Origin of the sequence: Gordonia effusa NBRC 100432, from assembly GCF_000241305.1 — a bacterium.
In the GTDB taxonomy this organism is placed as follows: domain Bacteria; phylum Actinomycetota; class Actinomycetes; order Mycobacteriales; family Mycobacteriaceae; genus Gordonia; species Gordonia effusa.
The window spans coordinates 15,365-32,750 of sequence record NZ_BAEH01000095.1 but is presented as its reverse complement, the minus strand read 5'-3'; the positions used below and the strand labels follow the sequence as shown (position 1 = coordinate 32,750).

Annotated in this window: 18 protein-coding genes; 6 read left to right on the top strand and 12 right to left on the bottom strand. The window is 61.8% G+C overall.

The window, feature by feature from the left end; genetic code table 11:
- The first annotated feature begins 128 nt into the window (after nucleotides 1-128).
- Together GOEFS_RS16775 and GOEFS_RS22595 are read left to right on the top strand one after the other, a co-directional pair.
- Nucleotides 129-1,496, top strand: a complete 1,368-nt coding sequence (locus tag GOEFS_RS16775) for an oxygenase MpaB family protein (RefSeq protein ID WP_007319133.1) — start codon at nucleotides 129-131, stop codon at nucleotides 1,494-1,496.
- Nucleotides 1,475-1,837 (top strand): 2Fe-2S iron-sulfur cluster-binding protein, encoded by a 363-nt coding sequence (locus GOEFS_RS22595; protein ID WP_007319132.1) that lies wholly within the window; start codon nucleotides 1,475-1,477, stop codon nucleotides 1,835-1,837. Before GOEFS_RS16775 ends, GOEFS_RS22595 begins: the two co-directional genes overlap by 22 nt.
- 9 nt (nucleotides 1,838-1,846) lie before the next feature.
- Here GOEFS_RS22595 and GOEFS_RS16765 read toward each other — a convergent pair whose 3' ends face one another.
- Entirely contained in the window at nucleotides 1,847-2,272 is a 426-nt protein-coding gene (locus tag GOEFS_RS16765; RefSeq protein ID WP_007319131.1) for an SRPBCC family protein, read from the bottom strand.
- 167 nt (nucleotides 2,273-2,439) lie between these two features.
- On the opposite strand from GOEFS_RS16765, the gene GOEFS_RS23275 reads away from it, so the two are divergent.
- Both GOEFS_RS23275 and GOEFS_RS16755 read left to right on the top strand, forming a co-directional pair.
- The gene (locus GOEFS_RS23275; RefSeq protein WP_007319130.1) at nucleotides 2,440-2,766 is read left to right on the top strand and encodes a LemA family protein; all 327 of its coding nucleotides are present in this window, start codon (nucleotides 2,440-2,442) and stop codon (nucleotides 2,764-2,766) included.
- A 62-nt stretch (nucleotides 2,767-2,828) separates the two neighbouring features.
- Nucleotides 2,829-4,088, top strand: a complete 1,260-nt coding sequence (locus tag GOEFS_RS16755) for an oxygenase MpaB family protein (RefSeq protein WP_007319129.1) — start codon at nucleotides 2,829-2,831, stop codon at nucleotides 4,086-4,088.
- A gap of 3 nt (nucleotides 4,089-4,091) precedes the next feature.
- Here the strand turns inward: GOEFS_RS16755 and GOEFS_RS16750 are convergent, their stop codons facing one another.
- The 6 genes from GOEFS_RS16750 to GOEFS_RS16725 form a co-directional block, all read right to left on the bottom strand.
- Nucleotides 4,092-4,520, bottom strand: a complete 429-nt coding sequence (locus GOEFS_RS16750) for a YccF domain-containing protein (protein ID WP_007319128.1) — start codon at nucleotides 4,518-4,520, stop codon at nucleotides 4,092-4,094.
- A 48-nt stretch (nucleotides 4,521-4,568) separates the two neighbouring features.
- On the bottom strand, nucleotides 4,569-6,086 hold the full coding sequence (locus GOEFS_RS16745) for an ATP-dependent DNA ligase (RefSeq protein ID WP_007319127.1): 1,518 nt from the start codon (nucleotides 6,084-6,086) through the stop codon (nucleotides 4,569-4,571).
- Nucleotides 6,083-7,762 carry a SulP family inorganic anion transporter gene (locus GOEFS_RS16740; protein ID WP_007319126.1) on the bottom strand — a complete coding sequence of 560 codons (1,680 nt, stop codon included), beginning with the start codon at nucleotides 7,760-7,762 and terminating at the stop codon, nucleotides 6,083-6,085. Before GOEFS_RS16740 ends, GOEFS_RS16745 begins: the two co-directional genes overlap by 4 nt.
- 3 nt (nucleotides 7,763-7,765) lie before the next feature.
- Nucleotides 7,766-9,055: an MFS transporter gene (locus GOEFS_RS16735; protein ID WP_085949535.1), complete on the bottom strand. Its 1,290-nt coding sequence runs from the start codon at nucleotides 9,053-9,055 to the stop codon at nucleotides 7,766-7,768.
- 246 nt (nucleotides 9,056-9,301) lie between these two features.
- The gene (locus GOEFS_RS16730) at nucleotides 9,302-9,928 is read right to left on the bottom strand and encodes an MBL fold metallo-hydrolase (protein ID WP_007319124.1); all 627 of its coding nucleotides are present in this window, start codon (nucleotides 9,926-9,928) and stop codon (nucleotides 9,302-9,304) included.
- Nucleotides 9,925-11,016 carry an S-(hydroxymethyl)mycothiol dehydrogenase gene (locus tag GOEFS_RS16725; RefSeq protein ID WP_007319123.1) on the bottom strand — a complete coding sequence of 364 codons (1,092 nt, stop codon included), beginning with the start codon at nucleotides 11,014-11,016 and terminating at the stop codon, nucleotides 9,925-9,927. Before GOEFS_RS16725 ends, GOEFS_RS16730 begins: the two co-directional genes overlap by 4 nt.
- Nucleotides 11,017-11,099: 83 nt before the next feature.
- Here GOEFS_RS16725 and GOEFS_RS16720 point away from each other — a divergent pair, with 83 nt between their 5' ends.
- Nucleotides 11,100-12,344 (top strand): NAD(P)/FAD-dependent oxidoreductase, encoded by a 1,245-nt coding sequence (locus tag GOEFS_RS16720; protein ID WP_007319122.1) that lies wholly within the window; start codon nucleotides 11,100-11,102, stop codon nucleotides 12,342-12,344.
- Between the two features lie 107 nt (nucleotides 12,345-12,451).
- On the opposite strand, the gene GOEFS_RS16715 is transcribed toward GOEFS_RS16720, so the two are convergent.
- The 4 genes from GOEFS_RS16715 to GOEFS_RS16700 form a co-directional block, all read right to left on the bottom strand.
- Nucleotides 12,452-14,173, bottom strand: coding sequence for an acyl-CoA dehydrogenase family protein (locus GOEFS_RS16715; protein ID WP_007319121.1), 1,722 nt, complete (start codon nucleotides 14,171-14,173; stop codon nucleotides 12,452-12,454).
- Between the two features lie 186 nt (nucleotides 14,174-14,359).
- The gene (locus tag GOEFS_RS16710) at nucleotides 14,360-14,941 is read right to left on the bottom strand and encodes a TetR/AcrR family transcriptional regulator (RefSeq protein ID WP_007319120.1); all 582 of its coding nucleotides are present in this window, start codon (nucleotides 14,939-14,941) and stop codon (nucleotides 14,360-14,362) included.
- A 35-nt stretch (nucleotides 14,942-14,976) separates the two neighbouring features.
- Nucleotides 14,977-15,378, bottom strand: coding sequence for a GlcG/HbpS family heme-binding protein (locus GOEFS_RS16705; RefSeq protein WP_007319119.1), 402 nt, complete (start codon nucleotides 15,376-15,378; stop codon nucleotides 14,977-14,979).
- The gene (locus tag GOEFS_RS16700; protein WP_007319118.1) at nucleotides 15,371-16,147 is read right to left on the bottom strand and encodes an SDR family oxidoreductase; all 777 of its coding nucleotides are present in this window, start codon (nucleotides 16,145-16,147) and stop codon (nucleotides 15,371-15,373) included. Before GOEFS_RS16700 ends, GOEFS_RS16705 begins: the two co-directional genes overlap by 8 nt.
- A gap of 227 nt (nucleotides 16,148-16,374) precedes the next feature.
- On the opposite strand from GOEFS_RS16700, the gene GOEFS_RS22590 reads away from it, so the two are divergent.
- Entirely contained in the window at nucleotides 16,375-16,965 is a 591-nt protein-coding gene (locus GOEFS_RS22590; RefSeq protein WP_007319117.1) for an SMI1/KNR4 family protein, read from the top strand.
- Here GOEFS_RS22590 and GOEFS_RS16690 read toward each other — a convergent pair.
- Nucleotides 16,962-17,384, bottom strand: coding sequence for an organic hydroperoxide resistance protein (locus tag GOEFS_RS16690; RefSeq protein WP_007319116.1), 423 nt, complete (start codon nucleotides 17,382-17,384; stop codon nucleotides 16,962-16,964). The two genes, GOEFS_RS22590 and GOEFS_RS16690, sit on opposite strands and share 4 nt — an antisense overlap.
- Between the last annotated feature and the right edge of the window lie 2 nt (nucleotides 17,385-17,386).

The following is a 17,386-nucleotide window of genomic DNA, read 5'->3' as shown; positions in this document are numbered from 1 at the left end:
GCTCTCACGCCCCTACGGCACGGTATATAGAAACATCCTGCGATCAATGTTTCAAGGCCGAGTGCTCTACCCAACAATCCACCACAGCCAACACTATGGCAACCCTTCCCGAAAGGTCCGGTGACTCGATGTCGACCGCCGAAAAGTCGACCGCACGCGCCGTCGATTCCGAACTGAACTACGTGTACCGCCCCGGCATGCCGCTTCGCCCGGCACCACCGCGTATCGCGCAATCCGGACGGCAGGCGCAGATCTGGGCCTCACCCCGGCATCGCCTACTCAAGCGATGGGTCGCCGATATCGAGACGCATGACAACCCGGTGATCGAGCGGCTGGACGATCATTACTGGCAGGGCGACGAATTCATGGACCCGGTGGTTCGCAAGTTCCGCGAGATAGGCATGGCCGAGGGCCGCGCCATGCTGGAGAAGGCACTCGACGAAGGCATCGAATCGGTACCCGACGCTCCGCAAGAATTGGTCAATCTTTTCGAACACCTCGACAATCCGCCGTCCTGGTACGACCCGGAATTGTGGGAACGTGGTCGGCAACTATGGAACAACTGCTCGCTGGCCGGACGCATGGGCATGCTCGTGCAGGACGCGATGGGCACATTCGTGGGCGCCGAAGTCTCGACCGCGACCGGCATCACCGGCCGCTTCGTCACAGATCCGGACCGCCGGCAAGCTGAAACCCTGCAGTGGTTCTACTGGGTCACCAAACCCGGCAGCCTCGACCGGTTCAGCAGTGAATACAAGAGCACGATCCGGGTTCGGTTGATGCACGCCCAAGTACGGCAGGCCATTCTCAACTCTTGGACTCCCGAGGAATACGAGTATCACGGCAATCCGATCAGCACCGCGATGGTGATGATCGCGGGCACCACATTCGGACTGATCCCGATGCTGATCGATGACGCCTACGGCCGCAGATATACCCCCGACGACATGAACGCCGTCACCCACTATTGGTCCTATATCTGCTACGTCTTCGGTGCGCACCCCGACATCATCCCCACGACGGCGGCGGACGCGCTCGACATCATGAACTACGGCGTCGCGACCGCGGGCAGACCAACCGAATGGACACATCAAATGGTGTCGGCGGCCACCGACGTGCTGGCGGCCGCGCCAGGATTTCGGGGTCGCCTGGCCAGGGCAACGGTCGCTCCGCTCATGGGCGTGCTCTCGAATTACAGTGGCGAGCCACTCGTTCGAGCGTTGCTTGGCGGCACACCGTTCGAGCATGTCCGACTACAGCCGTGGCGCGCGTTGGGCGGATTCGCGATCCGAGCCGACGTCGCGCTGCATCGGATCGACGATGTTTTTCCCGGTGCGCGATCCAGGCGGGAAAAACGCACATTGCGCGGCGACCGATACGAGGGAGCAGCGGTCGCGGTCAGCCGTGCCAGAGCGAAAGCGCTGGGTATTGAACTCGATTACACCGGTCACGACACCACGAAGAAGACCAGCGGATGCCCAGTCTTCCTCGGCTAGGCGCTCGGCGTCGTCCGCAGCGGCGGGCGACTCCCCAACGCCGCATCCATCCGTCGGTCAAACCCGACGACTTCGGGTTTCAGGTCGTGCTCGCACGCACCGGGATCGAGGTCGAGGTGCCGGCCGATGCGACGGTGCTCGAGGCGATCGAGCGAGCCGGCGTCACGCCAGCCAGCTTTTGTCGCAACGGTATGTGCGGGACGTGCCAAACCACGGTCCTCAGTGAAACCCCGATCGATCATCGCGACAGCTTCCTCGACGATGCCGCACGCGGGAACAGTCTGATGATCTGCGTCTCGCGCGCCGAAAAGCCTGGTGCGACAATCGAATTGGATCTCTGAGGTAGCTCGCTATCGGCTGAGTGAGCGGGTGAGGAGCGTAAGTAGCACGGTGACGACCACCTTCAAAGCGACACCTTCTACGCCTCGCAGACGGTCGGCGGCGCTCAGGGTCCACACGATTTCGGTGCCGTCGGCGGTGGCGGCAAGTGCCACCAGACCCTGGTAATCCTTGAACGGAACTCCGCCAAGTGCTCGATAACCAAGCTTTTGGTTAGGACTGAACTCGGTGATTTCTTCCACGATTGCCGGGCCGGGACCGACCTTGATCCGCCGAACTGCGCCGACGCCGTTCGGGTCGCCCTCTGTTGCCGCCGTGACCGAAACTTTGGTGCCCGGGCCCCAGCCGGACATGCCCTCGTGATCGGCGAGTGCCGCCCAAACCTGGGCGAGTGGCTTCTTAACGGATGCGGTTGCCTGTGCGCTTACGCGTGACATGTCGGATGTGCCCTTCTTCGGCGAGTGCCAGTCGTTACTACCAGGCTGAAACTTGCCTCAGCGCCGGTTGGGCGTCAAGCAAATCCGATCGAGCTGTGACGGGAGACACATCCGAGTACCTTCGATCACAGACCGGGAACATGCGGCCTCTGGCGGAAGGCGCGGACATGGATGAAGCAGCAGTCACGTTGACCGCGATGGGAGTGATCATCGCTGTGCTCATCCTTCTCGGCGTCGTCGCTTTTCGCACATTGCGTACCGCCGACATCGCGGCGCGAGCAGCTTTGGCCAGCGTCGAAGCCGCGCTGACGCGCCGCACCGCGCTCGCCACCCAACCTAATGAACTGCGCAAAGCCGACGACCAACTGTCGATTGCCCGACGCGACTACAACGACGCCGTACTCCATCTCAATCGCCTGGTGCGGACCATCCCGTGGATGTTCTTCGCCGGAGCCGCGGGCATCAAGTCGCGAAATCCGCTCGACCTGAGCTAGAGTTACCTGCGAATTGAGACGCATTTGTGAATTAGTCTCACCGGGTAGCTCAGGAGACTGCGATGACCACGACCGATATGCCTCGAATCCCGGCTGCATTCACCTGGCAGCCCGGCTATCCGGGCACCCCGCACGGGCGTGTACGCGATTTGGTCTTACGCGTCACCGGATTCGACCTGGCGCCCTCTGACGAACTCGCCGCGAACTATTTCAACCGCCTCTGGCATACCGACCCGCTTGCCGAACGTTTCGTCGACGAGGTTTATTACGGCGAGATCGGTTTCGAACGCGGGAAGGAACTTCTCGAACAGGCAGCATTGAACGGCATCGACTCGATCCCTGACGCCCCACCATCGATGCGCGCACTGTTCGCCGAACTTGAGGCAATACCCGAATGGGCCGACATCGAGGAGATCGAGCGCGGAGCGGCAACATGGCGGCGCTGGGCGTATGACATGGGCGCGATGGGAAACGCCGGCACCATCGACACATACACCGAGGCGTGGCTCGCGGTGCCATTGTCGTTGTCCGGTGGCTACGCGGGGGCAAGTGCCTTGAACCGATACCTCGAGACCAGTCGGTGGTGGATCGAATGCGCCCAGCCCTATGCCGCGACCACCGTGGGGTCGACCGCCAAACTGCTATCGATCAAAGTCCGCGTGATGCACGTATCGGTACGGCGCGGCGTCGCCAAACATCCCGAATGGAACGAGGAGAGCTGGGGCAAACCGATCAGTCAATCCGCGCAGATGCTCACCCTCCTGGGCGGAAGTGTCGCCCCAGGTTTGGCATTATTCGGCATCGGGCATCTGTCGAGCCCACGCGAGCTACGTGCCTCGCTCGAGTTCAATCGCTACCTCGGCTACCTGCTGGGAGTCGATCCGAAACTCTGCCCGACAACCTTTGCCGACGGCGTGCGAATGCTGTTCCACTTCGATGCCTGTCGTTCCCTCGACTCCGGCGCGGTCGGCTCGGAGCTGGCGGCCTCGTTCGTGCCTTCCTTTGCGCCGCAACCTGATTGGTCGCTTCAGGACAAGCTGCGCGGACATTTTCACCTGCACGTGCAGGCGGGTTTCTCCCGCCTGTACATCCTGCCGTGGAATCGCAAGCGGTTCGACGGTCTGCCCGGCGGTTGGCTCGGCGCGGGCTATCTGCTCGCGCGATTGCCATTGCTGGTCGCGGTCGAGATCGCACGCCGACTAATCCCCGGCGTCGACCGGACGTGGCAGAAACGTCGTACCAAAGCGTGGCGGACCTGGCTGGACTGGCAGACCCGCGACGGCGAGCATTCCTTCACTCCCAAGACCCAGATGCGCCGCTGAGAGCTAGGCGGGCGGGTAGTACTGGCCCGGCGGGGGTGGCGCGTAGGTACCCGCGGGCTGATCGGTCGACACGATTTCGGCACCCAGCGGCAGCAGCGAGACCGGCACCATCTTGAAACTCGCGAATCCCAACGGAATTCCGATGATGGTCAGGCACATGGCAATTCCGGTAGTGATGTGACCGATGGCCAACCAAATCCCGGCGACCAGAATCCAGATCACATTGCCGATCGTGGAAGCCGCGCCGGCGGTTGGCTTGCGCACGACGGTGCGACCGAACGGCCACAGCGCGTAGTTCGCCATCCGGAACGACGCGATGCCGAAGGGGATGGTGATGATCAGGATGCAGCAGATGATGCCGGCGATGAGATAGCCGAGGGCCATCCAAAATCCGCACAGCACGAGCCAGATGATGTTGAGGATGGTTTTCACCCATCAAGTATGCGCCTCGATGTCCGGTTCGTACCGCGGATGGCGGCGCTACTTTCGCAATTCCCGAACCGTGTCGATCGTGTCGGCTTGCTCTGCGGTCTTATCCGGGCGGTAACGCACTACCCGCGCGAATCTCAGTGCCACCCCACCGGGATATCGCGAGCTGCCCTGCACGCCGTCGAGTTCTATCTCCACCACGAGCACTGGAGACAAGTAGACGGTGTACTCGTCGCGCGACGTCTCGTACCGGAGAAACTCCGTTGTCTGCCAACGTAAGAGCTCGTCGGTCAATCCCTTGAAGGTCTTGCCGACCATGATCGGTGCACCGCCATTCGGGTCGCGCGCGCCGAGATGCAAATTGGACAGCCATCCACGCCGGCGGCCCGACCCCCATTCCGCGGCGAGCACGATCAAGTCGATGGTGTGGGTTGGCTTAACCTTCTGCCAGGTCTTGCCACGACGTCCCGCCGCGTAGATGCCGTCCAGCGCCTTGACCATTACCCCTTCGTGTCCGGCTTCGAGGGCCGCACCGTTGATACGTTGTGCGTCTTGCGCATCGGCGGGGCGAACACTGGGGATTCGGTGGTGCGGCGCGACTCGTTCCAACATCTCTAATCGTTCCGCGAGCGGTTTATCGATCAGGTCGACGCCATCGAGGTGCAGACAATCGAAGAAGTAGGGCCGCAACACCTTCTGCTCGGCGTCGACGCCCGACGACCCGAATCTACTCATCGTCTCCTGGAACGGCCTGGGCCGTCCGGACTCATCGAGCATCAACGTCTCACCGTCGAGTATTACTGTCTTACAATCGAATTCACGAACTACGGCTACGATGTCGGCGAGCCGCTCGGTCACCTCGTTCAACGTCCTGGTGAAGATCCGCACCTGGTCGCCGTCGCGGTGCACCTGTATCCGCGCACCGTCGTATTTGTAGTCGATCACGACGTCGGGGCCGAGGTCGCCATACGCCGCCTCCATCGACTCGGCGGGACTCGCCAGCATCGGCGAGAGTGGGCGACCAACTTCAATTCGTAACTCGCCCAGTGCTTCTGCTCCTCCGCTGCGAGCGAGCACGGCGGTCTGAGCGAGCGATCCGGTCAGCATCACCGCGCGGCGGACAGTGGGCGCGTCCAGGTTCGTCGCCGCGGCGATGGCATCGGCCATCACCCCGGCCAGCGCCCCCTGCCGTAGTTCACCGGAGATGAGACGGACGAGGAACTGCTGCTCGGGTTCGGTTGCCGCACCGAAGATCTCACCGAGAAGACTGACTCGCGCGGACGACGATCCGCTACCCGAAAGCCCGGCGAGAGTAGTGAAGTGAGCGTCGACGTCGGCCACCGTCAGCGAGGCGATATCCGCGGACCCGACTTCCCGCTGCGCAAGCAGACTTCGCCATCCCACGCCAATACGCCCCTGGGGCAGCTCACCAGAGAGCCAATGGACCAGGATTGCCGTCTCCGATTCATCTGCGGCACTGAGGATCTCGGCGATTGCCGCGCGTTTGGCCACCCGTGACGACGTCGCGCTGACCGCCGCCGATGCCTCGACCACCCGGATGAGTTTCACTGTGTGTCCTGCGCTTTCTGCCAGGCGCGGAAGCCCGCGACCGCCGCGGTGATGTCAGGGTAGACGTGATCGGGGTTGATGTCACCGAGCACACCGTTGGTCAGCAACGCTTCGCGCAGGTCCGGGTCGACTCCAGCTAATACGAAATGTGCGTCGTGGGAATGCACGTAGTCGATCAGGTCATTGAGCATCTTCGACGCCGAGAAGTCGACGTCGGCGATCGCCGAACAGTCGAGAACCAACCAGCGGACCGGGTCGGGCGCCGCCTCAGTCAACGCGGTGACATCGTCGGAGAACCGAGATGCGTTGGCGTAGAAGAGTTCTGCGTCGTACCGAAACACCAGCAACCCCGGCGCTGACTGGGTCCCCGGCTTTGCGGCGGCGAAAGTCGGTTCGCCGTGCTCGCGGATACCGATAACGAATCGGTTCGGTCGGTACTGCCGGCGAATGATCTCCACCAACGACAGCACCATCGCCATAATAATGCCGTCGCGCACGGACAGAAAGACAACCGCACCGGTGGTCAGCGCGGCTATCGCGAACTCGACGCGACGCACCTGCCAGATACGTCGCATCCCGTGAATATCGATGAGCCGCACCGCGATCAGCGCGACGATCGCTCCCAGAACGGCATGCGGCAGATACGCCAACTGATCGGTGAGCAACACCACCACCAACAGGGCCATCACGGCCATTGTTATGTTGGCGACCTGTGTGCGGCCATGTTGTTCGTCGAGCAGTTCAGTCTTGGTGGGCGAACCATTCACCACGAATGTTCCACTGAACCCTGCTGCCGCGTTCGCGCCGGCCAGACCTAGCAGATCACGGTTGACGTCGGGATTCTGACCGTGCCGCTGGGCAAAACTTCGGGCGGTAGCCGCACTCTGCGCGATGATCACCAACGCGCATCCAGCCGCAACGGGTAATACCGTCACGGTATCGGCGAGCGAAAGATGTTGCGGCCAGCCGAAACTGGGCCAGCCGCCGGATACCTCACCGACCACCGGCAACTTGGACGACCAGCCCGCGAGCTGCACGACGACGATAGCCGCCACGACCACCAGCAGCGCGACGGGTACCCGGCGCGCGAACTTGTCACCGAGAAGAATCGCTAGAAGCGTGACCGCCGCGAAAGCGAGCGCCAGGTAGTTGATGTCATCGAGATGTCGGAGGAGTTCGATGACCTTCTTCGCGGCATTGCCATGCTCGGCTGGCAGGCCCGCGATGGCTGACAACTGTCCGATGAGAACCGAAATGCCCACGCCGGTAAGGAATCCGGTGAGCACCGACGTCGACAAGAAGTCACCCAGAAATCCAAGCCGAAGCACCCAGGCGACGATCAACAGCGCGGCGGTGACAATCGCGACCAAGGCGCACCAGGCCAGCCACCGATCCGTTCCCGCTGTCAGACCTGCGATTCCGAGGCCCGCGACACCGGACGACAACAATGCGGCGGTTGCCGAATCCGCTCCGACCACGAGTAGACGGGAAGCGCCGAGAAGCGCGAAGATCAGCGCCGGCGCGATTATCGTGTACAGCCCCGCGCTGACCGGAACCTGCGCGATCGAGCTATATCCCATACATTCCGGGATAGCGACCGCCGCCAGGGTGACGCCGGCAATAATGTCCGCCCGCAACCACTTTCGCTGGTATCCGCGCAGTGCCGGGGGCAACATGACTCAGACCTCGCTCAGTTCCACATCGCGGGTCTCCTTGACCGCGCAGATCGCCACGAATGTCAGCGCTCCGGCTATCGCGAGATAGACACCTACCCACGCGACACCGTAGCTATGTACCAACCAGGTGGCGATGAAAGGTGCCACGGCCGCGCCGATGATGGACGCGAAATTGTATGCGATTCCCGAACCCGTGTAGCGGACATTCGTCGGGAACAGCTCGGGCAACACGGCGCTCATCGGTCCAAAAGTTAGGCCCATCAACGTCATTCCGACGATGAGGAAGGCCAGCATCACGGTGTCGTTGACGTCGGATGGATTGATGAACCACCCGAAGGAGATACCGAAGGCGATGATTCCGGCGGTGATGATCAGGAGTACGGGCCGTCGTCCGAAACGGTCGGCCAGCCGCCCCGATACCGGTACGAAACCAGCGAAGAACAACACCGAAATAAGCTGCATGCCAAGGAAATCCGTGTAGGAAATATCCAACTTGATACCGGACGCATCGACAACCTTGCCGGTTCCGTATGACGTCGTCCAGGTGGTCACCACGTAGAACAGCGTGTAGGTCGCGAGCATCACGAAGGTACCGATGATCAACTGGCGCCACGACGTTCTCACCACTTCGGCCAGCGGCGCTCGCACCTTCTTGCCTTCGGCTACCGCCTGGGTGAAGACCGGTGTCTCGGTAAGTTTGAGCCGCACGTAGAGACCGACGGCAACGATGACCGCGCTGGCCAGGAACGGCACTCGCCAACCCCACGTAAGGAAGGCATGGTTGCTCGCGGCGGTCTTGGCGTCGAAGTCCAGCAGGTTCATCAGCAGCAGGAAGAGACCATTGGCGAAGAAGAATCCAATGGGCGCACCCAGCTGCGGCCACATGGCCGCCCAGCCGCGTTTACCTTTCGCCGCCGTCTCGGTGGCCAACAGCGCCGCACCGGACCATTCGCCGCCCAGACCGAGCCCCTGGCAGAACCGCATCAGCGCGAGCAAGACCGGAGCCAAATAGCCCACTGTGGCGAAGGTTGGCAACAGGCCGATGATGAACGTGGCGACGCCCATCGTGAGCAGTGAGCCGACGAGCGTCGCCTTGCGACCAATCCGATCGCCGAAGTGGCCGAACACCATCGAGCCGATAGGTCGGGCAACGAAGGCCAGGCCAAAAGTCGCGAACGACGACAGCAACGCCGCGGTGTCGTTGCCCTTCGGGAAGAACAGCGTCGGGAAAACCAAGACTGCCGCGGTCGCGTAGATGTAGAAGTCGAAGAACTCGATACTCGTGCCGACCATTGACGCGATGACGATGCGGCTGCGAGGGACCGGCGGTGCGGCGACGGCTGGCTTGACTGTGTCTGTCACCGGCTGAGATTACAACGTCACCTCCAGCGCGATGCTGACTATGCCACCAAGTGGATGCGTCATTCGCGGCAGTGGCCGGTATTGCCGGTGCGCCCCGTGGTTTCCAAGCCGAAATCCGGCAAGGCTGCCGGGCGCACACCCCTATTTCTCGACCTGGTCTCCTGGTAGTCGCTGACCTCAGCTCCCGCGCGCGATCCATTCCTCCAGATGTGGAGCCTCGTCGCCGATAGTCGTCGAATCACCATGCCCGGTATTGACTACAGTTTCCGGCGGAAGCGCAAGTAGCCGTTGACGAATCGATTCGATGATGGTGTCGAAACTGGAGAAGGATCGACCCGTAGCTCCCGGCCCACCGTGGAACAGAGTGTCGCCGGAGAACAGCGTGCCGAGTGCGGGGACGTAAACCACACACGAACCGGGTGAATGGCCCGGAGTGTTAATGATCTCCAACTCGACGCCGCCGACGTCGATGCGTTGGCCATCGGTGAGCTCGCCGTGGTCTACGTCGGGATGTGTTTGCTGCCAAAGCATTTCATCACCCGAGTGCAGCAACATCGGCGCACCGGTAGCTGAAGCCAATTCCGGTGCGACGGTCACGTGATCATTGTGACCATGGGTCAGCACAATGGCCTTCACGGTCCGGCCGCCGACGGCGTCGAGGATCGGCTCGGCCTGATGAGCAGCGTCGATGATGACGACCTCTTCGTCGTCGCCGATCAGCCAGATGTTGTTATCGACGTCCCACGTACCGCCGTCGAGCGAGAACGTTCCCGACGTCACTACCCGATCGATACGTGCGCTCACGAGAACTCCACCACCGATCGCAGTACCTTGCCGCCTTCCATCGCCTCGAACGCGGCCTCGATATCGGTGAGACCGACCCGCTCGGTGACGAACTTGTCGAGCGGCAGCCGGCCTTGCTGGTACAGGTCGATGAGCATCGGAAAGTCTCGTTCAGGCAGGCAATCGCCGTACCACGACGACTTCAACGCACCACCGCGAGAGAAGAAGTCAACCAGCGGAAGTTCCAGCTTCATCTCCGGCGTCGGAACACCGACGAGCACTACCACTCCCGCGAGATCCCTTGCGTAGAAAGCTGTTTCATAAGTTTCTGGCCGACCGACCGCGTCCACCACGACATCTGCGCCGTTGCCGTCGGTCAATTCCTGTACTGCGGCAACGACATCCTCCACGACCGACCCGTCGATGGTGTGGGTTGCGCCTAGGTCTGTGGCCCACTCCAGCTTCGCAGCATCACGATCGATGGCGATGATCGTGGTGGCGCCGGCAAGCTTCGCGCCGGCAATGGCGGCGTCGCCAACACCTCCACAGCCAATCACCGCAACCGAATCACCGCGTCCCACACCACCGGTGTTCATCGCCGCGCCGAGGCCAGCCATCACACCGCAGCCCAGCAGGCCGGCCACCGCGGGATCGACATCGGAACTGACCTTGGTGCACTGCAATTCGTGCACCAGCGTCTTGTCGGCGAACGCGCCGATTCCCAGCGCGGGGGTGAGTTCGGTGCCATCGGTGAGGGTCATCGGCGTACTAGCGTTGAAAGTGTCGAAGCAGTACCACGGACGACCGCGCTTACACGCCCGGCACTCACCGCATACGGCACGCCAGTTGAGCACGACGAAGTCGCCCACCTCGACATGCGTCACGTCGGAGCCGACCGACTCGACGATGCCTGCCGCCTCGTGACCGAGCAGGAAGGGGTACTCGTCGTTGATCCCACCTTCGCGGTACGCGAGGTCGGTATGGCAGACGCCGCATGCCTTGATATCGACGACGACGTCGCGTGCACCGGGATCAGGAATCACGATGTCGACGAGTTCGGTTGGAGCCTTCTTGCTGCGGGAGATGACTCCGCGAACGGTCTGTGACATCGATACTTCCTCCTGGTTGTCGCGTCTGCTCAACCCTACCCAACCACCACCCGCGACGATGTGGTGCGGCGTACGGTGAACTTATGGCTGTTTCACGTTCGCAAGCACCAGAGGCAATCGTTGTCGTCGGAGCCGGACTGGCCGGCGCGAAGTCCGCAGAAGCACTGCGCGACAATGGTTTTGACGGAGCAATCACACTTATCGGCAGTGAGCGACATCTGCCCTACGAACGACCGCCACTATCCAAAGACGTACTCACCGGGCATAAACACCTCGCCGACTTCACCGTCCACGACAGCGCCTGGTACCGCGAGAACAAGGTCGAACTGCGACTGGGCCAGACCGTGAACGCAATCGACACTGACACCAACCGAGTCACCCTCGCTGACGGTGACACTCTGAGCTACGACAAACTCATCCTGGCGACCGGCTCGTCATCGAAGCACCCACCTTTTCCAGGTGCCGACGCCGCCGGGGTGTACTATCTGCGAACCGTCGATCAGGCACGGGAAATCAAACACGCGCTTACCGCCGGCTCGTCGCTAGCGGTCATCGGCGCCGGCTGGATCGGACTAGAGGTCGCCGCTGCGGCCCGAGCTGCCGGCGTAGCGGTCACCATCGTCGAGTCCGCCACGCTGCCACTACAGGCGGCCCTCGGGCGTGAGCTGGGTGACGTATTCGCGGGTCTGCACCGCGAGCACAACGTCGACTTCCGCTTTGATTCATCAGTTGCCGAAATCACCACGACCGACGGTCGGGCACGTGGCCTACGACTATCGGACGGTACGCAGATCAACGCCGACGCCGTGCTGGTCGCGGTCGGAGCCGCCCCCAATATCGATATCGCCCGCGAAGCCGGCCTCGACATCGCCGATGGCGGGGTCGCGGTGAATGCGTCTCTGCGAGCCAGCGATCCGGACGTGTACGCGGTCGGCGACATCGCCGCGGCCGAGAATCCCTTCTACGACACCAGAATTCGCACCGAACACTGGGCGAATGCGCTCAATCAACCCGCGGTCGCTGCCGCAGCCGCGCTCGGCGGCACCGACGTTTACGACACCCTCCCCTATTTCTTCACCGATCAATACGACCTCGGCATGGAATACGTGGGGTATGCACCGTCGTACGACTCGGTGGTCATCCGCGGCGACCAGGCCAAGCGCGAGTTTGTCGCATTCTGGCTCGACGCGGACCGGCGGGTTCTTGCCGGGATGAACGTCAACGTCTGGGATGTCACCGACGACGTCAAAGCTCTTATCCGGTCACGTAAGGCCGTGGACCCGATTCAGGTGGCCGACACCAGAACGCCGCTCAGCCGTCTCGGATAAAGCCGGTGCACGAGAGAATATCGTCCCCGTCAGGCACCTTGAAGGGCAATATGCCCTCCGATGGCACTCACGGGGACGATATTTCGTCGAACTAGGGTGACTCTCGATCAGCCCGGCATCACGTATGCGCCATCGAGCGCCTTCACTTGTTGCCACACCCGGTCGAAGGAGGCCGCGTCAGCGACCGGCCGACGAACCGCGCCAACCGCCCATTCCTGCTGGGCCTGCGTCGCAGAGGGCTTCCCGTACAGCGCGATCGCGTAGCCGGAGAAGTCGCGAATCTGGAAGTCGAAGATCCGGTTGAGCACGTCGACATCGAGTCCGGTGTTCGCGGCCTGCTCAATGATCAACTGGCCGTAGACGATAAGCGAGAATAGGTGTCCGATGTTGAGGACGAAGTCGAGATCCTTCTGCTGCTCAGCGCTCGGTGCCGCGGTGAGCAACAGCTCCTGCAACGCCTTGGCCTGCTCGTAAAAGACCGCGACATTCGGCACGTCCAAACGTGATTCGTACGCCTTGGTCCAATCCGCGAAACGGATCTTCGCCGCCCCTCCGACCGGGCCCTGCGCGAAGAAGAAGGAGTCGTCGCTGGCGTCGAGGCGGGTGCCGATCACCGGGTACTCAACCGGGTTGAACAGGTAGTTCGGCATGAACTTGAGGATCTGCGCGACGTTGACATGCACTGTTCCCTCCAACCGCGGGAGCCAGCCGGTATAGCGGTTGGCCTGGTGGAAGTAGGTGTTCTTCTCGTACCCCTTGGCCGCGACGACGTCGAGCAGCAAGGTCATCACGGTCTCGCCTTCGGAGGTCACCTTGGACTTGGTCACTGGATTGAACAGCAGATAGCGGCGGTCATCGAGGCTTGCGCTGCGGAAGTAGTCGACGGCGCGGTCACTGAACAGTTTCATCGCCGAAAGCCGCGCGAACGCGTCGACGAAATTGCCCTGCACATGGGAGAAATCAGTAACCGGATTCCCATAGAGAATTCGGTTGTTGGCGTGGGTGATTGCCTCGTACAGCGAGTGGGTAGCCATGCCGATCGAGCCGTGACACAGATTGAATTTTCCGACGTTGACCGTATTGAGCGCTGCGGCAAAAGCCTCCGGCCCGGTGTGGAGTACGTCGTCCGCGGATACCGGGTAGTCATTTAGCGAGAAGGTCGACACGTACATTTGCCCATGCACCACGTTGTCGATGAGTTCGTAATTGGGATGCCGGCTGTCGACAGCGAAGAACACATAACCTTCGGGACCGTCGACGTCGGCGCGACGTCCGAAGACCGACACCATGCCCGCGACGTTGCCGTTTCCGATGTAGTACTTGGTACCCGACGCGGTGAAGCCGCCCGACTCCGCACTCGGAGTGAGGATCATATCCGTGCTGTAGACATCGGCGCCGTGCGATCGCTCGGACAGACCGAAAGCCATCACCTCACCGTCGGTAAGTTGTTGTGCTGCTTTAGCTTTCGCCACCTTGTTATCGGACATCCAGATCGGACCGAGGCCCAGGATGGTCACCTGTTCGGCGTACCAGTAGGGCAAGCCGTAGAAGCCGAAGATCTCGCTCAGCGCCGCGTTCCGGGCGCCGTCCCAGCGTCGATTCTCATCGCCGTCGGCATTGGCCGACGGGGTAAGGAAAGTAGCGAACAACTTCTCTTTCTTCTGAAACTCCAGGAAATCGGCGACCCACTCGGCGTTGAGGTCTGCCTGCAGCAATCGTTGTTTGCCGTAGGACTCGAAGAAGTCGATCGTCGCACGCAACAACCTGCGAGTCTCAGGGTCGAACTGGGAGTAATCGTTGGTCTTGGGGTTCAGGAGGACTCCGTACATGCGCTTACTCTAGCCCGCAGGCTATCCGAGCAATCCGCTCCGCCGAGCGGGCATTGCCGGCTCTCGGCGATCCGACGCGCAGGGTTTACTCATCGCGTCCCCCGCGGGTAGCTCTTCCCGGCATATCGGGTCAGGTCAGCTCTTGCGCGATCCGCGTATCCGAATATCCAAGGGCGGCAAGAGGAATCACGCGGGTCGCGGACCGGCCCAGACGGCCACTGTGGCCATGAGCGCGGAACGATGGTCGCGCAGCCGTTCCGGCGAGAGGGGCTCGTCGGCGCTCAGCGCGCGCAGAGTCGGTGATGCGTAGAACCACGAGGTCACCATGCCGAGTAGCAGAGCGAGCGCATCGACCGGATCGAGTTCCGCCGCAATTGAGTGACCGGTCGCGTTCGCCGCCATTTGATCGACCTTCGCACGGTAGCCATCGACCGCGTCGGACTTTGCGGTTGGCCACTCAAGTCGCGACCAGGCGGCAAGGCGAAGATGCTCGGGATGCTCGACCAAATAGTCGAAGAGAGCTCCCGCGTACCGCGGAAGATCGCCGGCCGTGAACGGAACATCAAGCGAGATCTGACTTACCGACTGACTCACTACCTTGTCGAACAGTGTCTCTTTATTGGTGAAGTACACATATATCGACCGTTTGTTCACACCCGCCGCCGACGCGATCCTATCGACTCGCGCGCCGGCCAGGCCGTGCGCGGCGAACTCTTCCACGGCCGCCTGGAGTAGACGCGCCTTGGTGGCTGCGGAATCCGGAGGCATTTAGGCCACCCTATCGCCAACGCACGGCAACGGAATTAGCGCAGCGCCGAACGGGCCACCTCAGCGTCCTGTTCAGGCGTGCCACCCGAGACACCCACCGCCCCGACGAGCACTCCGTCCTCGACTATTGGGTGGCCGCCTCCCATCAACAACAAACCACCGTTGAGGTGATCGAAATGAGGTGCGGGCTGCCCCAACACGAGTGGCAGACCCAGAGCTTCACTGGGGGCCTGGAACATCACCGAGGTCCGGGCCTTCGCGATCGCGAGATCATTGGAGGCCAACCAGGCCCCGTCCATCCGAGCGAAAGCAACAAGGTTGGCACCGGTGTCGAGAATCGCGATCACCGCGTTGAGCCCCAGTTGGGCGGCCGCTTCACGACCACGCTCGATAATCTGATGTGCCACATCGATTTCAATATTCTTTGCTTCAGGCATTCTGACTCCACTCGGTAGCCTGCCACTGCTTGGCCGCCTCGATGGTGTCGAGCGGGCGCATCGTTCTATACAAGTGCTCGTCCGCCGGGATCACTTCGACCATCGCGTCGATCATCTCTTGTGGATCCGCCTGCCCGTCGAGGCTCGCGCTGAAGTCCGGCATCGGGACCACAGCTGTCGCGGCGTTGTACCACTGCTCGTAGCTTTCCGCGCCAGTGTCATTGAAACCGGTGCCGAAAACGCCCGGGTTGATGGTGGCAACCTTGACTCCGTATGGCTCCAACTCTGCCTTCATCGATCCCGCAATCGCCTCGATGGCGTGCTTCGTCGCGCAGTAGACGCCCAGGAACGGCACCACGAGGATCCCGCCCATAGACGAAGTCCACACCACCTTTCCGCTCTTCCTCTTCACCATCTCCGGCACGATCGACTGAACCAGTTGCATGTGTCCAAACACATTGACATCAAACGACTCTCGCGCTCGTTGCAGCGGAACATCGACGATCGACCCGCCTTCCATGATTCCGGCGTTAAGTACCAGTACGTCTACGTCGAACGAACCCGCACGTTCGAGATCGATGGCGTCAAGGAGGTTGAGCTTGATCACTTTGAGTTCCACGCCGGCATCCGCGGCGTCCGACCGCAGGCTACGCACCTGCGGCCAGGTCTCGGCACCGGCGATTACCCGGTGTCCCTGCGCGGCCAGGGCTAATGCGGTACCGCGACCAAATCCCGAGCTCGCGCCAGTTATGAGAATCCTCTTCGACATGGCTTCCTAACTAACTAGTTACTTATGTGTCCATTCGAGGATGCCTCGAGATTCGAGGTAAGTCAATAACCAGTTAGTTACCTTCGGGTCGGCTGATCGCCCCATCTGAATCGAGTCGTGATCGGTCACTTGAACGACTATGTGAATTATCTGTTCGCGATAGCGTCGATTGTCGACCAAAAGGGCGACAACCGAATTGAGCTAACCTCCCGGGGAGAAGCACCCAGATGCTGCTGAGATCCTTGCACCGGCGCTCGGCGTCTCCAGCGGTCGACGCGCTGAAAACGCTGGTCCCCCCGCCCGGTGTGGGCACGTCGATCAACTGGACCGACGTTCACAAACGATTCGGTCTGCGCCTGCCCGACGACTACGAACTGATCGTCGAGAACTACGGCGCGGGTAGCTTCGACGACACCCTGACGATCTGGGTGCCCGACGGCCACGGCGGCGACGACCTGTTCGCATTCGCAACCGCCGCGGCCGACCGTCTCGAAGACGCGCGGGATGCGGCATCGACCCGCGTGCTGGTTGAACCTGACGAGAGTGCGCAATCAGTCGACCTCGGAAATGGCCCGCTGCTGTTCACGCCCTGGGGCACCGCATCGGGCGGATACTTCGGGTACTGGCATCGATGTCACCGCGACCCGAATAAGTGGCCGATTCTATTCACCGACCTCGCTGGCGTCTGGCTATACCATCGCCAGGGGCTTGCGCAGTTCTTGATAGACCTGCTGGACGGCAAATTCCCTTGTCCGACAACCGAATCCGAATTGCCCTCGACACATGTTTTCGCCACTGCCGCCGAGAAGCGTGACTAGTCGTCGGTGACGATCACATTGACCGGGATATTTCCACGGGTCGCGTTGGAGTACGGACACACTTGGTGAGCCTTATCCGCCAGCTCCTGGGCTTGCGCGTGATCGAGGTTGGGCAACGTGACCTCGAGGGTCACCTCCAGCGCGAAGCCGCCAGCGTCGTTCGGCCCGATACCGACGCGTGCACCCACCGAGGAGTCGGTGATATCAGCTTTCGCCTGCCGAGCGACGAGCTGCAACGCCGAGTGGAAGCAGGCCGCGTAACCAACGGCGAAAAGCTGCTCTGGATTCGTTCCATTCCCACTGCCGCCCATTTCGGTCGGGATGGCCAAGTCCAAGTCCAGACGGCCGTCCGAGGTGCGGCCATGGCCGTCTCGTCCCGCGCCGGTAGCCAATGCCTCTGCGGTGTAGATGGTGCTCATTA